The sequence below is a fragment of the Rhodococcus wratislaviensis genome (genome assembly GCF_900455735.1).
Lineage (GTDB): Bacteria > Actinomycetota > Actinomycetes > Mycobacteriales > Mycobacteriaceae > Rhodococcus_F > Rhodococcus_F wratislaviensis.
The window spans coordinates 1-14,382 of sequence record NZ_UAUI01000010.1 but is presented as its reverse complement, the minus strand read 5'-3'; the positions used below and the strand labels follow the sequence as shown (position 1 = coordinate 14,382).

General features: G+C 69.6%; 15 protein-coding genes and 1 pseudogene. 13 read left to right on the top strand and 3 right to left on the bottom strand.

Going from position 1 to position 14,382, the window contains the following annotated elements; all coding sequences use genetic code 11:
- From DTA22_RS13205 to DTA22_RS13195, 3 genes are all read right to left on the bottom strand, one after another.
- Entirely contained in the window at positions 1 to 1,200 is a 1,200-nt protein-coding gene (locus DTA22_RS13205; RefSeq protein ID WP_245973472.1) for a DDE-type integrase/transposase/recombinase, read from the bottom strand.
- 132 nt (positions 1,201 to 1,332) lie between these two features.
- Positions 1,333 to 1,962, bottom strand: coding sequence for a LysE family transporter (locus DTA22_RS13200; protein WP_112299756.1), 630 nt, complete (start codon positions 1,960 to 1,962; stop codon positions 1,333 to 1,335).
- 37 nt (positions 1,963 to 1,999) lie between these two features.
- Positions 2,000 to 3,277, bottom strand: coding sequence for a glycoside hydrolase family 1 protein (locus tag DTA22_RS13195; protein ID WP_112299700.1), 1,278 nt, complete (start codon positions 3,275 to 3,277; stop codon positions 2,000 to 2,002).
- An 87-nt stretch (positions 3,278 to 3,364) separates the two neighbouring features.
- Between DTA22_RS13195 and DTA22_RS13190 the strand changes: the two genes are divergently transcribed.
- The 13 genes and pseudogenes from DTA22_RS13190 to DTA22_RS13135 form a co-directional block, all read left to right on the top strand.
- Positions 3,365 to 5,308 carry an acyl-CoA dehydrogenase family protein gene (locus tag DTA22_RS13190; protein ID WP_112299699.1) on the top strand — a complete coding sequence of 648 codons (1,944 nt, stop codon included), beginning with the start codon at positions 3,365 to 3,367 and terminating at the stop codon, positions 5,306 to 5,308.
- Positions 5,309 to 5,419: 111 nt separating this feature from the next.
- Positions 5,420 to 6,481, top strand: a complete 1,062-nt coding sequence (locus DTA22_RS13185) for a zinc-binding metallopeptidase family protein (protein ID WP_112299698.1) — start codon at positions 5,420 to 5,422, stop codon at positions 6,479 to 6,481.
- 106 nt (positions 6,482 to 6,587) lie between these two features.
- Positions 6,588 to 7,910, top strand: a complete 1,323-nt coding sequence (gene hisD / locus DTA22_RS13180) for a histidinol dehydrogenase (RefSeq protein WP_112299697.1) — start codon at positions 6,588 to 6,590, stop codon at positions 7,908 to 7,910.
- Complete coding sequence (locus tag DTA22_RS13175) at positions 7,907 to 9,049, top strand: histidinol-phosphate transaminase (protein WP_037237486.1); 1,143 nt, start codon at positions 7,907 to 7,909, stop codon at positions 9,047 to 9,049. Before hisD ends, DTA22_RS13175 begins: the two co-directional genes overlap by 4 nt.
- Positions 9,046 to 9,660, top strand: coding sequence for an imidazoleglycerol-phosphate dehydratase HisB (gene hisB, locus DTA22_RS13170; protein ID WP_005247522.1), 615 nt, complete (start codon positions 9,046 to 9,048; stop codon positions 9,658 to 9,660). Before DTA22_RS13175 ends, hisB begins: the two co-directional genes overlap by 4 nt.
- A 13-nt stretch (positions 9,661 to 9,673) precedes the next feature.
- Positions 9,674 to 9,826 (top strand): hypothetical protein, encoded by a 153-nt coding sequence (locus DTA22_RS36265; protein WP_007297398.1) that lies wholly within the window; start codon positions 9,674 to 9,676, stop codon positions 9,824 to 9,826.
- Complete coding sequence (locus DTA22_RS13165) at positions 9,826 to 11,007, top strand: MFS transporter (protein WP_112299696.1); 1,182 nt, start codon at positions 9,826 to 9,828, stop codon at positions 11,005 to 11,007. Before DTA22_RS36265 ends, DTA22_RS13165 begins: the two co-directional genes overlap by 1 nt.
- A 9-nt stretch (positions 11,008 to 11,016) precedes the next feature.
- Positions 11,017 to 11,652, top strand: coding sequence for an imidazole glycerol phosphate synthase subunit HisH (gene hisH, locus DTA22_RS13160; RefSeq protein WP_112299695.1), 636 nt, complete (start codon positions 11,017 to 11,019; stop codon positions 11,650 to 11,652).
- Positions 11,649 to 11,906, top strand: coding sequence for a hypothetical protein (locus DTA22_RS13155; protein ID WP_112299694.1), 258 nt, complete (start codon positions 11,649 to 11,651; stop codon positions 11,904 to 11,906). The genes hisH and DTA22_RS13155 overlap by 4 nt, the downstream gene beginning before the upstream one ends.
- A 19-nt stretch (positions 11,907 to 11,925) precedes the next feature.
- A complete protein-coding gene (priA, locus tag DTA22_RS13150) occupies positions 11,926 to 12,660 on the top strand; it encodes a bifunctional 1-(5-phosphoribosyl)-5-((5-phosphoribosylamino)methylideneamino)imidazole-4-carboxamide isomerase/phosphoribosylanthranilate isomerase PriA (RefSeq protein WP_112299693.1) in 735 nt (244 codons plus the stop codon).
- A 9-nt stretch (positions 12,661 to 12,669) separates the two neighbouring features.
- Positions 12,670 to 13,503: an inositol monophosphatase family protein gene (locus DTA22_RS13145; RefSeq protein ID WP_112299692.1), complete on the top strand. Its 834-nt coding sequence runs from the start codon at positions 12,670 to 12,672 to the stop codon at positions 13,501 to 13,503.
- Complete coding sequence (gene hisF / locus DTA22_RS13140; protein WP_005247506.1) at positions 13,500 to 14,273, top strand: imidazole glycerol phosphate synthase subunit HisF; 774 nt, start codon at positions 13,500 to 13,502, stop codon at positions 14,271 to 14,273. Before DTA22_RS13145 ends, hisF begins: the two co-directional genes overlap by 4 nt.
- Positions 14,270 to 14,382: pseudogene (locus tag DTA22_RS13135) on the top strand (phosphoribosyl-AMP cyclohydrolase); the annotation flags it as partial. The gene hisF and the pseudogene DTA22_RS13135, both read left to right, overlap by 4 nt.

Below are 14,382 nucleotides of genomic sequence, written 5' to 3'. Positions count from 1 at the left end.
TTAGGCGGGGCGGAGTTTGCCTTGGTAGCGCTTGGTGTGGTCGAGGTGTAGGTGGCCGATCACGTCGCCGTCGGTGGTGTAGGCGGTGACGTGGTCGTCGTCGCGCAGCAGGGTGACGGTCTGCCCGGCCATCTTTCGGCCGACGCTCAGGCGGGCGCGGGAGTCGACGCACACGGTGCCGGTGGAGGAGACGACCAGGGCGTGCACGGTGGCGTCGTGTTGGATCGGAAGGTGCTGTGGCCCACCGTGGATCGCCGCATCCCGCCAGGCCTGCAGCGGTGGCATCTTGACGGCGCTGTGCGGGCGTTCGGTGTTGTAGAACCGCTGGTAGGTCTCGCACAGTTGCTGCAGTTCGGCGGTGGTGGCCGCGGTGGTGGGCCGTGCGGCCAACCATTGCTTGAAGGTGCGGTGGTGGCGTTCGACCTTCCCGCAGGTCTGCGGGTGATACGGGGTGGAGTGGATCAGCCGGGCCCCGGCCTGCTCCACGACCCGGGTGAAGCCGGAGATGCCGCCCTTGGTGCGGCGGGAGGTGAACGCGCTGCCGTTGTCGGCGAGCACCAACGCCGGGATCCCGAAGCCGGTGAACGCGGCGGTGATCGCCGCGATCGCCCCGGCGGCGGTCTCGGCGTCCGCGACCCGGGTGGCGACCAGGGTGCGGGTGCAGTCGTCGAGGACCTCGAAGACGACGACCTTCTCGCCGGTGGCCAACCGGACCTGGGTGGCGTCGATCTGGTAGCAGTCGCGGGGGTTGCGGTAGCAGAACCGGCGGTACGACGATTTCGGGCGTTTCTTCGGTTCCGGGATCACCAGGTCGTAGCGGGAGAGGATCGTGTTGATCGTGGCCCGGGACGGGATGGTCCAGCCCTCGGCGGCCCAGTGGTGTTTGTCGGCGACGGCCTGCAGGTGGTAGGCGATGGTGTCGGCGCCGCGCTCGTGGTGGGGCAGGTTCAGGCGGAGCCGCACGATTTCGATCTCGACCGGTAGTGGGGTGGCGTGTGGGCAGGAGGTGGGCCGGCGGGACCGGGTGGTCCACCGGCCCTCCTCCTCGATCCGTTTCTTGTGTCGGTAGGCGGTGGCGCGGGAGATCCCGTGGTCGGCGCACCAGCGGGCGAAGTTCCCGTCGAACATGTCGGCGCCGGTGGCGTGGGCGAGCACCAGCAGGGCGTGTAGCAGGTCCATGACGGCATCCGTTCCGGTCATGAACCAAGTTCACGACCAGTCAGGTGCCTCACACCTCGTCGACGGCAGCGTGTCTCACATCTGGGTAGACATCATCTGTCTCACATGTCCCCAGACTCAACAAACCGCCCGCGGTTAACAAGTACTCACGGGTCAGACGGCGCGGCGGACTGTCGCCAGGAATGTGGCCGCCACGAAGAACAATCCGGAGAACGTGCGGTTGGTGGCGCGCTGCTGGCGTGGCGAGCGCATCAGCCGCAGGACCTTCGACGCCAGACCGGTGTAGCCGGTCATGACGACGACGTCGACCGCGACCATGGTGGCGGCGATGATCAGGTACTGGGGGAGCAGCGGCGCCGACGGGGTGATGAACTGCGGCAGCACGGCCAGCATGAAGACGACGGCCTTCGGGTTGCTGGCATTGACCAGGAAGCCGCGCAACGTCATCACCGGACCGCTGGTCTCGGCGACCTCGCCGTCGACGCCGGACACATCGGTCGCGCTCGCCCGCCACTGGCGGACGCCCAGATACACCAGGTACGCGACGCCGAACCACTTGATCACCGTGAACGCGAGTGTCGAGTTCGCGAGCAGCGCCCCGAGTCCGGCGGCGACCACCGCGATCTGCAGCAGCAACCCCAGCTGGAGACCCGCGATGTTCCAGTAGCCGCGCCGCAGCCCGAACCTCATCCCCGTGGCCATCGACGCGATCGCGCCGGCACCCGGGGACAGACTGATCACGCACGAGGCCCCGAGCACTGCACACCACATCTGCCACGACACCAGGTGATGGTACGACGCGCCGCGGCAGCACACCCTGCTACGGGGGATCGGTGCAGCTGAGCGGCGGATTGACGAGGGAACAGGCACCGGCACGGCGTTCGGGTTCGTAGCCGGGCGGCAGCCCGTTCGCGACGAGGTCCCGGTAGGTGGTCACCGCATCGGTCGGTCGCCGGGTGAGGGCGGGATCGGTCAGCGCGTCGACGGTGAACAAACCGAACCGGGGACGGAACGTGCCCCACTCGTAGTTGTCGGTGATCGACCAGTAGTTGTATCCGATCACCGGGGCGCCGTCCGCCCGCGCCCGTTCCATCCAGTAGACGTGGTCGCGGAGGTGATCGGACCGGGTGTAGCCGTCCGGTCGCGGTTTCCCGTCGTCGGTGGGCATGCCGTTCTCCACGACGTACAGCGGCAGTCCCGGAAACTCGCGGGTGTACCGCATCAGGGCGTGGTAGATGCCGTCCGGCTGGGGGTTGATGTCGTAGAAGTCGTCGGTGATCGCGTGTACTGCGGTGAGGTTGTCGAGGGAGAGGCCGTAGTAGTAGTCGACGCCGAGGAAGTCGAGCTTGTCGCGGACCCGGTCGACGAAGGTGGCGTCGAGCGCGTCCATGGCGGCCGGGACGTACGCGAGGTTGCTGCTCACCCGGGCGCCCGGATCGTTCTCGTGGATGAGATCGTAGGCGCGGCGGTGGACCTCGACGAGCCGGTCGAGCATCTGCGGGGCCCGGTCGGGGCCGATGCCGCCGAACGTCAGCTCCTTCTGCACGTACACGGTCGGCTCGTTGATCGTGATCCAGAGCGCGCCGAGACCCGAGTAGCGTTCGATCACCTTCTGCGCGTTCGCGAGCCAGTCGTCGACGGTGTCCGGGTTGGCCCAGCCACCCTGATCGGCGACCCACCCCGGATACACCCAGTGGTCGAGCGTGATCATCGGGGTCATCCCGCGGCTGGTGATCTCGTGGACGACGTCGTCGTAGTACCGCAGCTCCGTCTCGTCCCACACGCCCGGGGCGGGCTGCAGGCGGGCCCATTCGACGCCGAACCGGAAGACGTCGACACCCAGGTCCGCGGCGCGGGTGATGTCCTCGGTGTACCGGTGACGGAAGTCGACGGAGTTGCCGATCGCGTCGTGGGTCCGTCCGGAGTCGGAATACCGCCGCCAGTTGCTGTCGGGCGAGGAGCCCTCCGATTGGAAGCCGGACGTCGCCACACCCCACAGGAAGTCGTCGGGGAGTGGGGCGGCCTGCGCGCCGGTGGCGGGCGCCAGCAAGCAGAGGAGGACCGCGCCGGCGCCCAGGAGTCGCGAGGGAGTCCGCATCGGCCGAAGAGTAGCGGAAACGCTGTCCCGAGTGCGCCGATTGGGTGATACTGGTGAGTAGGACTACCCGCCAGTAGGAGGCGCGTCATGGTCGACACCTCAGCTCCGAAGGTCACCGAGGAAGAAGCACGAGCGGTCGCGGAGGAGGCGAGGGAATCCGGCTGGGACAAACCCTCGTTCGCGAAAGAACTGTTTCTGGGACGGTTCCGGCTGGATCTGGTTCATCCCTTCCCCCGCCCGGCTACCGAGGACGCCGCCAAGGCCGAGGAATTCCTCATTCGCCTCCGCGCCTACTGCGAGGAGATGGACGGCAGCGTCATCGAATCCCAGTCGCGCATTCCCGACGAATACGTCCGCGGCCTCGCCGACCTCGGCTGCTTCGGCCTGAAGATCTCGGAGGAGTACGGCGGCCTGGGACTCTCGCAGGTCGCGTACAACCGGGCCTTGATGCTCGTCGCGTCGGTGCATCCGAGCCTGGGCGCGCTGCTGTCGGCTCACCAGTCGATCGGCGTCCCCGAACCGCTCAAGCTGGCCGGCACCCCCGAGCAGAAGCGGGAATTCCTGCCGCGCTGTGCCCGCGGCGCCATATCGGCGTTTCTCCTCACCGAACCCGACGTCGGTTCCGACCCCGCGCGGCTGGCGTCCTCCGCGACCCCCATCGAGGGCGGTGCCGCCTACGAACTGGACGGCGTGAAGCTGTGGACGACCAACGGCGTCGTCGCGGAACTGCTCGTCGTCATGGCTCGGGTACCCAAGAGCGAAGGCCACCGCGGCGGCATCTCCGCGTTCGTCGTCGAGGCCGACACCCCGGGCATCACCGTCGAACGGCGCAACGCGTTCATGGGGCTGCGGGGGATCGAGAACGGCGTCACCCGCATGTACAAGGTCCGCGTTCCCCGCGAGAACCTGATCGGCCGGGAGGGCGACGGACTCAAGATCGCGCTCACCACCCTCAACGCCGGCAGGCTGGCGATCCCGGCGATGTGCGCCGGGGCGGGGAAGTGGTCGCTGAAGATCGCCCGCGAATGGTCCGGGGTACGCGTCCAGTGGGGCAAGCCCATCGCCGAGCACACGGCCGTCGCCAACAAGCTGTCGTTCATGGCCGCGACCACCTATGCCCTCGAGGCGGTGGTGGACCTGTCGGCGCAGATGAACGACGAGGGCCGCAACGACATCCGGATCGAGGCCGCGCTCGCCAAGCTGTGGTCGTCCGAGATGGCCTGCGTCATCTCGGACGAGCTGATCCAGGTCCGCGGCGGTCGCGGATACGAGACGGCGGCGTCGCTGGCCGCCCGCGGTGAACGCGCGGTGCCGGTGGAGCAGCTGGACCGCGACCTGCGCATCAACCGGATTTTCGAGGGTTCGAGCGAGATCATGCGCCTGCTCGTCGCCCGCGAGGCCGTGGACGCGCACCTCACGGCGGCGGGCGATCTCGCGGACCCGCACGCCGACACCGGTGCGAAGGCGCGCGCGGCCGCCAAGGCGAGCGGTTTCTACGCGAAGTGGCTGCCGCAACTCGTGGCAGGCAAGGGGCAGGTGCCGACGTCGTACAGCGAATTCGGCGTCCTGGCCAAGCACCTGCGGTTCGTCGAACGGCACTCCCGCAAGCTGGCCCGCTCCACGTTCTACGGGATGGCCCGGTGGCAGGCGGCGCTGGAGAAGCAGCAGGGCTTCCTCGGCCGGGTCGTGGACATCGGCGCCGAACTGTTCGCGATGTCCGCGACGTGTGTCAAGGCGGAGATGCAGCGCGAGGAGAACGAGGCCGAGGGCGCGGCCGCCTACGAACTCGCCGACGTGTTCTGCAGGCAGGCGGCCCTGCGCGTCGAGAAGCTGTTCGACGGTCTGTGGCACAACACCGACGACGTGGACAAGCAGGTCGCGCACTCGATCCTCGAGGGGCGGTATGCGTGGCTGGAGCGTGGCGTGGTCGACCCCAGTGACGGCACCGGTCCGTGGATCACCGAGTGGACCCCCGGCGCGTCCACCGAGGAGAACCTGGCGAGGAGGTTCCTGCACTCCACCCGCCTCTAGGCCGTCCGGTTCCCCGCGTCTCCTCGGCGGTACCCTCCGAGGAGACGCGCACACCAGCGTGGCACCCGCCTGCGTTCTCGGACGCGGGCGGGACGAGCCGAGGGAACACCAGTGCGCAGCTTCATGTGTCGTAAATGCGGCCAACGACTGTCGTTCGAGAACAGTCTCTGCCTGAAATGTGACAGCGCTCTGGGATTCCACCTGCCGAGCCGGTCCATCGTCGTCCTCGACGGCCCGGACCGCGCGGTGGTGGACGGCGAGACCTGGGTGCGGTGCGCGAATGCCGCCGCGGCGAAGTGCAACTGGCTCGTCCGGAAAGACGACGTCCAGAACCTGTGCACGTCGTGCCGGTTGACGCGGACGCGTCCCGCGGACGGCGACGACGAGGGCATGGCCGCGTTCGCGACCGCCGAGACCAACAAGAGGCGGGTCGTTCTCGAACTCGACGAGCTCGGTCTCCCGATCGTCCCCAAGTTCGAGGACCCGGGCACCGGGCTGGCCTTCGACCTGCTGTCGAGCGCGCGGACCCCGGTGGTGACCGGGCACGCCGGCGGGGTGATCACCCTCGACCTGGCCGAGGGCGACGACGTGCACCGGGAGCAGCTGCGCGTCGAGATGGACGAGCCCTATCGCACGCTCGTCGGCCATTTCCGGCACGAGATCGGGCACTACTACCAGTTGATGCTGATCCGGGGCGACGCCGAGCGTGCCCGATTCGAGGAACTGTTCGGGGATCCGGCCCTCGACTACCAGGCCGCGTTGACACGTCACTACAGCGAGGGCGCGCCGAAGGGCTGGGGCCGGCTCTACGTGTCGTCCTACGCCACGATGCACCCCGCCGAGGACTGGGCGGAGACCTTCGCGCACTACCTCCACATCCGCGACGCCCTCGACACCGCGGCAGCCTTCGCGATGGCGCCCGCCGGAGCGACGACGAGCAGCGAACTCAGTGGTGACGTGGGGTTCGACCAGATCATCGACTGGTGGCTGCCGCTGTCGTGGGCGCTGAACCAGATGAACAGGTCGATGGGCCACCACGACCTGTATCCGTTCGTGCTTCCCGCCGCGGTGCTGGAGAAGATGCGGTTCATCCACTCGCTGATCCAGCCCGCCCCGGTGTGGGACGAGCCGACACTCGCGTCGACGGAAACCCGGTCGGCCGCCGACCGGTGAAAACGGGGTGCGCCTATCCTGGATAATCGGTGTCGAGCCCTGTTCTCCACAGAACGGGCCGCTCGTCCGAGACACCGTGTCCCGACAGTCGCAGAGAGGACCTCTCATGCTCGCCCGCACCGACCTTTGTGGTCGTACCCCTTCCACGGCCGAACTTCGCGCCGCACTTCCTCGAGGTGGAGTGGATGTGGACGCGGTCCTGCATCAGGTTCGCCCCGTCGTGGAGGCGGTCCGTGAGCGCGGCGCCGACGCGGCGCTCGAATTCAGCGAGAAGTTCGACGGCGTCCGTCCCGCGCAGGTGCGGGTGCCGCAGTCCGAGTTGGACCGCGCGCTCGGCGAACTCGATGCGGCCGTCCGCGCCGCCCTCGAGGTCGCGATCGAACGGACCCGCAAGGTCCACGCCGACCAGCGCCGCACCGACACCACCACCGAGGTCGTCCCGGGCGGCACCGTCACCGAACGGTGGGTGCCCGTCGACCGCGTCGGGCTGTACGTTCCCGGCGGCAACGCCGTCTACCCGTCCAGCGTCGTGATGAACGTGGTGCCCGCTCAGGCCGCCGGTGTCCGGTCGCTCGTGGTGGCGTCGCCGCCGCAGTCCGAGTTCGGTGGTCTGCCGCACCCGACGATCCTCGCCGCAGCGGCCCTGCTGGGCGTCGAGGAGGTGTGGGCAGTCGGCGGCGGTCAGGCCGTCGCCCTCCTCACCTACGGCGGCACCGACACGAATGGCGCCGAACTCGCCCCGGTCGACCTCATCACCGGCCCCGGCAACATCTACGTCACCGCCGCCAAGCGCCTCTGCCGCGGCCTCGTCGGCATCGACGCCGAGGCGGGCCCCACCGAGATCGCGATCCTCGCCGACCACACGGCCGACCCGGTGCACGTCGCGGCGGACATGATCAGCCAGGCCGAGCACGACGTGATGGCCGCGAGCGTGCTCGTCACGTCCAGCGTCGAACTCGCCGACGCCGTCGACACGGCGCTGGCCGCGCAGCTCGAGATCACCAAGCACAAGGAGCGCGTCACCGCCGCGCTGTCCGGCACGCAGTCGGGCACCGTCCTCGTCTCCGACGTCGAAGCCGGACTGCGGGTGGTCAACGCGTATGCCGCCGAGCACCTCGAGATCCAGACCGAGAACGCCACCGCCGTCGCCGCGAAGGTGACCAGTGCGGGCGCGGTGTTCGTCGGCCCGTGGGCGCCGGTCAGCCTCGGCGACTACTGCGCAGGGTCCAACCACGTCCTGCCCACGGCGGGTTGCGCCCGGCACTCCTCGGGGCTGAGCGTGCAGACGTTCCTGCGCGGCATCCATGTGGTCGACTACTCCGAATCCGCGCTGAAGGAGGTCTCCGGCCACGTCATCACCCTCGCGAACGCCGAGGACCTGCCCGCACACGGTGAGGCCGTGAGGCTGCGGTTCGAGGCGCTGCGGTGACCGCGGCGAACGTGCCGGGCTCGTCGATCGGGGTGGATGCCCTGCCGATCCGGGAGAATCTGCGCGGCAAATCGGCGTACGGGGCGCCGCAGCTGACCGTCCCGGTTCAGCTGAACACCAACGAGAACCCGCACCCGCCCACGAAGGCGCTCGTCGACGACGTCGCGGAATCCGTGCGGGAGGCCGCGCGGGAACTGCACCGTTACCCGGACCGTGACGCGGTGGCGCTGCGCACCGACCTCGCCGCCTACCTCGTCCGCCAGACGGGGGTGCCGGTGACGGTCGACAACGTGTGGGCGGCCAACGGCTCCAACGAGATCCTGCAGCAGCTGCTGCAGGCGTTCGGCGGTCCCGGTCGCAGTGCGATGGGCTTCGTGCCGTCGTACTCGATGCACCCGATCATCGCGGACGGCACCGAAACCGAGTGGCTGCCGATCTTCCGGCGTGCCGACTTCGCGCTCGACGTGGACGCCGCGACCGCGGCGATCGCCGAGCGCAGGCCCGACGTCGTGTTCGTCACCAGCCCCAACAACCCGACCGGGCACAGCGTCGGCATCGCGGAACTGCGGCGGGTCCTCGACGCCGCACCGGGCATCGTGATCGTCGACGAGGCGTACGCCGAATTCTCCGACGCGCCGAGCGCCCTGACGTTGATCGACGAATACCCGTCGAAGCTGGTGGTGTCGCGGACGATGAGCAAGGCGTTCGCGTTCGCCGGCGGCCGGCTCGGATACCTGGCGGCCGCACCGGCATTCATCGAGGCGCTGCTCCTGGTCCGGCTGCCGTACCACCTGTCGGTGGTCACGCAGGCCGCTGCCCGCGCGGCGCTGCGGCACGCGAACGAGACGCTCGCCAGCGTGCACGCTCTCGCCGCCGAGCGGGTGCGGGTGTCGAAGGCGTTGGCTGACACGGGTTTCCGCGTCATCCCCAGCGACGCGAACTTCATCCTGTTCGGTGAGTTCACCGACAGTGCCCGCGCCTGGCAGGCCTACCTCGACCGCGGAGTGCTCATCCGGGACGTCGGGATCCCCGGCTACCTGCGCGCCACCGTCGGGCTGGCCTCCGAGAACGACGCCTTCATCGTGGCGAGCGACGACATCGCCGCCACCGAACTCACCAGCTCAGGAGACCGAGGATGACCGACCGCATCGCCCGCGTGGAGCGCACCACCAAGGAATCCAGCATCACCGTCGAACTGAACCTCGACGGCACCGGCATCGTCGACGTCTCCACCGGGGTCCCGTTCTTCGATCACATGCTGACCGCGCTCGGCTCCCACGCGAGTTTCGACCTCACCGTCCACGCGAAGGGCGACATCGAGATCGAGGCGCACCACACGGTGGAGGACACGTCGATCGTGCTCGGTCAGGCGCTCGGTCAGGCGCTCGGCGACAAGAAGGGCATCCGCCGGTTCGGTGACGCGTTCATCCCCATGGACGAGACGCTCGCCCACGCGTCGGTCGACGTGTCCGGGCGCCCGTACTGCGTTCACACCGGCGAACCGGAACACCTGCTGCACGCCGTCATCGGCGGCTACCCGGGCGTGCCGTACGCGACGGTGATCAACCGGCACGTGTTCGAGTCGATCGCGCTCAACGCGCGCATCGCCCTGCACGTGCGCGTCCTCTACGGGCGCGATCAGCACCACATCACCGAGGCCGAGTTCAAGGCCGTCGCCCGGGCACTGCGCGAGGCCGTCGAACCGGATCCCCGCGTCACGGGTGTGCCGTCCACCAAGGGCAGCCTGTGATCCGGGCGCATTCGTGAGTGTCGTCCTCGTCTACGTCCTGTTCATCGCCGCGGGGATCGCGGCGGGCGGCGCGTACTCCATGTGGAAGTTCAACAAACTGGCCTCGGGCGTGCTGCTGGCACTGGCGGTGCTGGCAGCCGTGGCAGGCGTTCTCAGGTTGATGTAGTGCCCGTCGCTGTGGAGCCGCGCCGCGGCCTGCTCCGCACCCGCGGCATGCCCGCCGCGATGGTGATGGGCGCGGCGGCGTTCGGCGGCTGGGCGGTGCTGCTGCCCGTGGTGCCGCTGATCGTCTCCCTGTCCGGTGGCTCGGACACGCTCGCCGGCAGCGTGACGGCCGTGTTCATGGCCGCGACCGTCGTCACCCAACTCGGTGTGCCCCGGCTCCTGCGCAGGTGGGGGCATCGCTGGGTGCTCGCCGCCGGCTGCATGCTGCTCGGGCCGCCGTCGCTGCTCCTCCTCCTGTCGACCGAGGCGATCCCGGTGCTGGCCGTGTCGGCCGTCCGGGGATCGGGATTCGGCATGCTCACCGTCGCCAGTAGTGCGCTGGTCGCCGAACTCGTTCCCCGCGAGATGCTCGGCCGGGCGACGGGTGCGCAGGGAATCGCGGTGGCCGCCGCGCAGATGGTCGGTCTGCCCGCGGGGCTCGCGATCATGCAGCACTGGTCCGCGACCCCCGTCTTCGTGATCGGTGCCCTCATTCCCGCCCTCGCGGTGCTTGCGATCACGCGGCTCCCCGCGATCCACGCTCCCGCGGACCGCACGTCGCAGGGCCGCATCCCGCTCGCCGTCCTACTCACGCCGTGGCTCGCGATCGCGATCTCCGCAGCCGCATTCGGCGGCCTCTCCAGCCTGCTGCCGATCGCGATCTCGGAACGGGCCTCGCTCGCCGGGGTGATCCTCGCCGTCTCGAGCGGTGCGACGCTGATCGGGCGATACGCCGCCGGAACGTTCTCCGACCGGCTGGGCGTGGGTCGCGCCCTGGTTCCCGCCCTGGCGTTCGTGTGCCTCGGCCTGGTGTTGTTCGCCGTCGCCGCGGCGACGAGTGCGCCGGTGCCGCTGCTGGTGGGTGCGGCCCTGGCTTTCGGATTCGGCTTCGGCGCGGTGCAGAACGAATCCCTCGTCATGATCTTCACCGCCGCGGGACCAACCCGATTCGGCTCGGCGAGCGCCGGATGGAACATCGGGTTCGACGCCGGAACCGGTTTCGGTTCCCTCGCGCTCGGAGCCGTCGCGTCGGCGGCCGGGTACTCCTGGGTGTTCGCGGTCGCGGCGACCGCGGTCGCGGTGGTCCCGGCCGCCGGGATGGTCGTCGGCCGCGCCCTCGGGCGTCGTGCAGCCGCCGGATAAGGTTGTGTCATGACCGTCTCCACGATTGCCGTCCTCGACTACGGCTCCGGCAACCTGCATTCGGCCACCCGCGCTCTGGCCCGGACCGGCGCGCGCGTCGAGGTCACATCCGATCACAAGGTCGCACTCGCGGCCGACGGTCTGGTCGTTCCCGGCGTCGGAGCCTTTGCCGCGTGCATGGAGGGACTCCGCGCCGTCCGAGGCGAGCGGATCATCGGTCAGCGTCTGGCCGGCGGACGACCGGTCCTCGGGATCTGCGTCGGCATGCAGATCCTCTTCGACCGCGGAGTCGAGTTCGGCGTCGAGGCGGAAGGCTGCGGCGAATGGCCCGGCACCGTCGAACGGCTCCAGGCCGAGGTGCTGCCGCACATGGGCTGGAACACCGTCGAGGCTCCGGCGGGCAGCACGCTGTTCGCGGGCATCGATCCCGGCACCCGGTTCTACTTCGTCCACTCGTACGCGGCCCAGACCTGGGACATGCCGCCGTCCGAGCGGCTCGCGCCTCCGCTGCTCACGTGGGCCGACCACGGCGGCAAGTTCCTCGCCGCCGTCGAGAACGGCGCGCTGTCTGCCACCCAGTTCCACCCCGAGAAGTCGGGCGACGCGGGCGCGGAGCTGCTCCGGAACTGGGTCAACAGTCTGTGACCGAACCCGGGGACGGGCGCGGCGACCTGTCGATCGCCAGGCTCGCGGTGTACGCGATGGGCGCCGCCACGGCGGTGCTGGTACTCGCCACCGGGATCATTCTGGTGGTGAAACCGGGCCCCGTCCTCGGGCTGATCGTCGGACTGCTCGGTGTCGCAGGCGCGATCGCGGCCATGGGCTACGTGTCGAAACGCATGACCCGCAACGCCTACGGTCCCGATCCCGAGGACCCGGAGCCGGGTTCCGACCGCTGAGCGACTAGGGTTGTCGCACGTGAGCCTGGTCCTTTTGCCTGCTGTAGATGTCGTCAACGGTGAAGCTGTTCGCCTCGTCCAGGGGGAGGCGGGAAGCGAGACCGGATACGGCTCGCCTCGTGATGCCGCCCTCGCATGGCAGAACGACGGCGCCGAGTGGGTCCACATCGTCGACCTCGACGCCGCATTCGGTCGCGGCTCGAACCGTGAACTCCTCGCCGACGTGGTGGGCGAGCTCGACGTCCAGGTGGAACTGTCCGGTGGGATCCGCGACGACGCGTCGCTCGAGGCCGCACTGGCCACGGGCTGCGGACGCGTCAACCTCGGTACCGCCGCCATCGAGAATCCCGAGTGGTGTGCCCGCGCCATCGCCAAGTACGGCGAGAAGATCGCCGTCGGTCTCGACGTGCGCCTCGTCGACGGTGAATACCAGCTCCGCGGGCGCGGCTGGGTCACCGAGGGCGGAAGCCTGTGGGAGACCCTCGCCCGGCTCGACAAGGACGGCTGCTCACGGTACGTCGTCACCGACGTGAGCAAGGACGGCACCCTGACCGGCCCCAATCTCGAACTCCTCGCGCAGGTCTGCGCGGCCACCGACGCCCCCGTCGTGGCCTCGGGCGGCGTGTCCACCATCGACGACCTCCGGGCGATCGCCGCACTCGTCGATCAGGGGGTCGAGGGATCCATCGTCGGCAAGGCGCTGTACGCGGGGCGGTTCACCCTCCCCGAGGCGCTCGCCGCGGTCTCGGGCTGAGTTCCCGCCATGCCCCTGTCCCGTGATCCCCGGGAGCTCCTCGCCGTCGCCAGTGATCTGCTCGACGGAGTGCACGACCGGTTCGTCTCGGGCGTGGGTGCGCCCAGCGCCGTCCACAAGGGTCCCGACGACTTCGCGACCGCCGTCGACCTCGAACTCGAGAAGCGGCTGACCGGCGAATTGCGCGACCGCACCGGCATCGACGTCCACGGCGAGGAGTTCGGCGGCCCCGATCTGGGCAGCGGACCCGTCTGGGTGCTCGACCCCATCGACGGCACGTTCAACTACTCGGCCGGCCTGCCCACGGCGGGCACGCTGCTCGCGCTCCTCGACGACGGGGTCCCCGTTCTCGGTCTCACGTGGCTGCCGCTCGTCGGGCGGCGGTATGCGGCCGTCGCGGACGGCCCGCTGCTCGAAGGCGGCAAGCCGCTGCCTGCGCTCGGTCGCACTTCGCTGGCGTCGTCGATCGTGGGCCTGGGCGCACTGAACATCGACAGTCGCGGGCGCATCCCCGGCGCGTACCGGCTGCAGGTCCTCGCGCAGCTCAGCCGGGTGTCCTCGCGGATCCGGATCCACGGGTCCACCGGCGTCGACCTCGCGTTCACCGCGGCCGGAATACTCGGTGGCGCGGTGGTGTTCGGCCACAATGCGTGGGACAACGCCGCCGGTGTCGCGCTGGTACGCGCCGCGGGCGGTGTGGTGACGGATCTGGGCGGCAAGCCCTGGACCGTGACGTCCGACTCGGTGCTCGCCGGGGCGCCCGGGGTGCACGGCGAAATTCTCGATATCCTCGGATCACTGGGTGATCCTCGTTCCGAGCCTTCAGGAGGGCGTACGCAATGACTCTGGCGGTTCGAGTGATCCCGTGTCTGGACGTCGATGCGGGACGCGTCGTCAAGGGCGTCAACTTCGAGAACCTGCGGGACGCGGGTGACCCCGTCGAGCTGGCTGCCGCATACGACGCCCAGGGAGCCGACGAGCTCACGTTCCTCGACGTCACCGCGTCCACCGCGGACCGGGGCACCATGCTCGACGTGGTGAGCCGGACGGCGGAGCAGGTCTTCATCCCGCTCACGGTCGGCGGCGGTGTCCGCACCGTCGAGGACGTCGACCGGTTGCTGCGCGCCGGCGCCGACAAGGTGAGCGTCAACACCGCGGCGATCGCCCGGCCCGAGTTGCTCCGCGAACTCAGCGAACGCTTCGGCTCCCAGTGCATCGTGCTGTCGGTCGATGCGCGCACCGTGCCGCAGGGGCAGCCGGACACCCCGTCGGGGTGGGAGGTCACGACTCACGGCGGCAAGCGTGGCACCGGTATCGACGCGGTGGAGTGGGCGGTCCGCGGCGCCGAACTGGGCGTCGGGGAGATCCTGCTCAACTCGATGGACGCGGACGGCACGAAGGCCGGTTTCGACCTGCCGATGATCCGGGCGGTGCGCGCCGCCGTGCACGTGCCGGTGATCGCCAGCGGGGGAGCGGGCGCCGTCGAGCACTTCGCGCCCGCGGTCGGCGCCGGCGCGGACGCCGTCCTGGCAGCCAGTGTCTTCCACTTCGGCGACATGACGATCGGCGACGTGAAGAAGTCCATGCGTGAAGAAGGGATCACCGTCCGATGAGTCTCGACCCCGCCATCGCGTCCCGCCTCAAGCGCAACGAGGCGGGACTGTTCAGTGCCGTCGCGCAGGAGCGGTCGACGGGCGACGTCCTGATGGTGGCGTGGATGGA

What these genes read in the sequence shown, in the direction of transcription:
- DTA22_RS13205 (WP_245973472.1), bottom strand. Translation starts at nt 1,200, where the DNA reads ATGACCGGAACGGATGCCGTCATGGACCTGCTACACGCCCTGCTGGTG.
- DTA22_RS13195 (WP_112299700.1), bottom strand. Translation starts at nt 3,277, where the DNA reads ATGCGGACTCCCTCGCGACTCCTGGGCGCCGGCGCGGTCCTCCTCTGC.
- DTA22_RS13190 (WP_112299699.1), top strand. Translation starts at nt 3,365, where the DNA reads ATGGTCGACACCTCAGCTCCGAAGGTCACCGAGGAAGAAGCACGAGCG.
- hisD (WP_112299697.1), top strand. Translation starts at nt 6,588, where the DNA reads ATGCTCGCCCGCACCGACCTTTGTGGTCGTACCCCTTCCACGGCCGAA.
- hisB (WP_005247522.1), top strand. Translation starts at nt 9,046, where the DNA reads ATGACCGACCGCATCGCCCGCGTGGAGCGCACCACCAAGGAATCCAGC.
- hisH (WP_112299695.1), top strand. Translation starts at nt 11,017, where the DNA reads ATGACCGTCTCCACGATTGCCGTCCTCGACTACGGCTCCGGCAACCTG.
- DTA22_RS13145 (WP_112299692.1), top strand. Translation starts at nt 12,670, where the DNA reads ATGCCCCTGTCCCGTGATCCCCGGGAGCTCCTCGCCGTCGCCAGTGAT.
- hisF (WP_005247506.1), top strand. Translation starts at nt 13,500, where the DNA reads ATGACTCTGGCGGTTCGAGTGATCCCGTGTCTGGACGTCGATGCGGGA.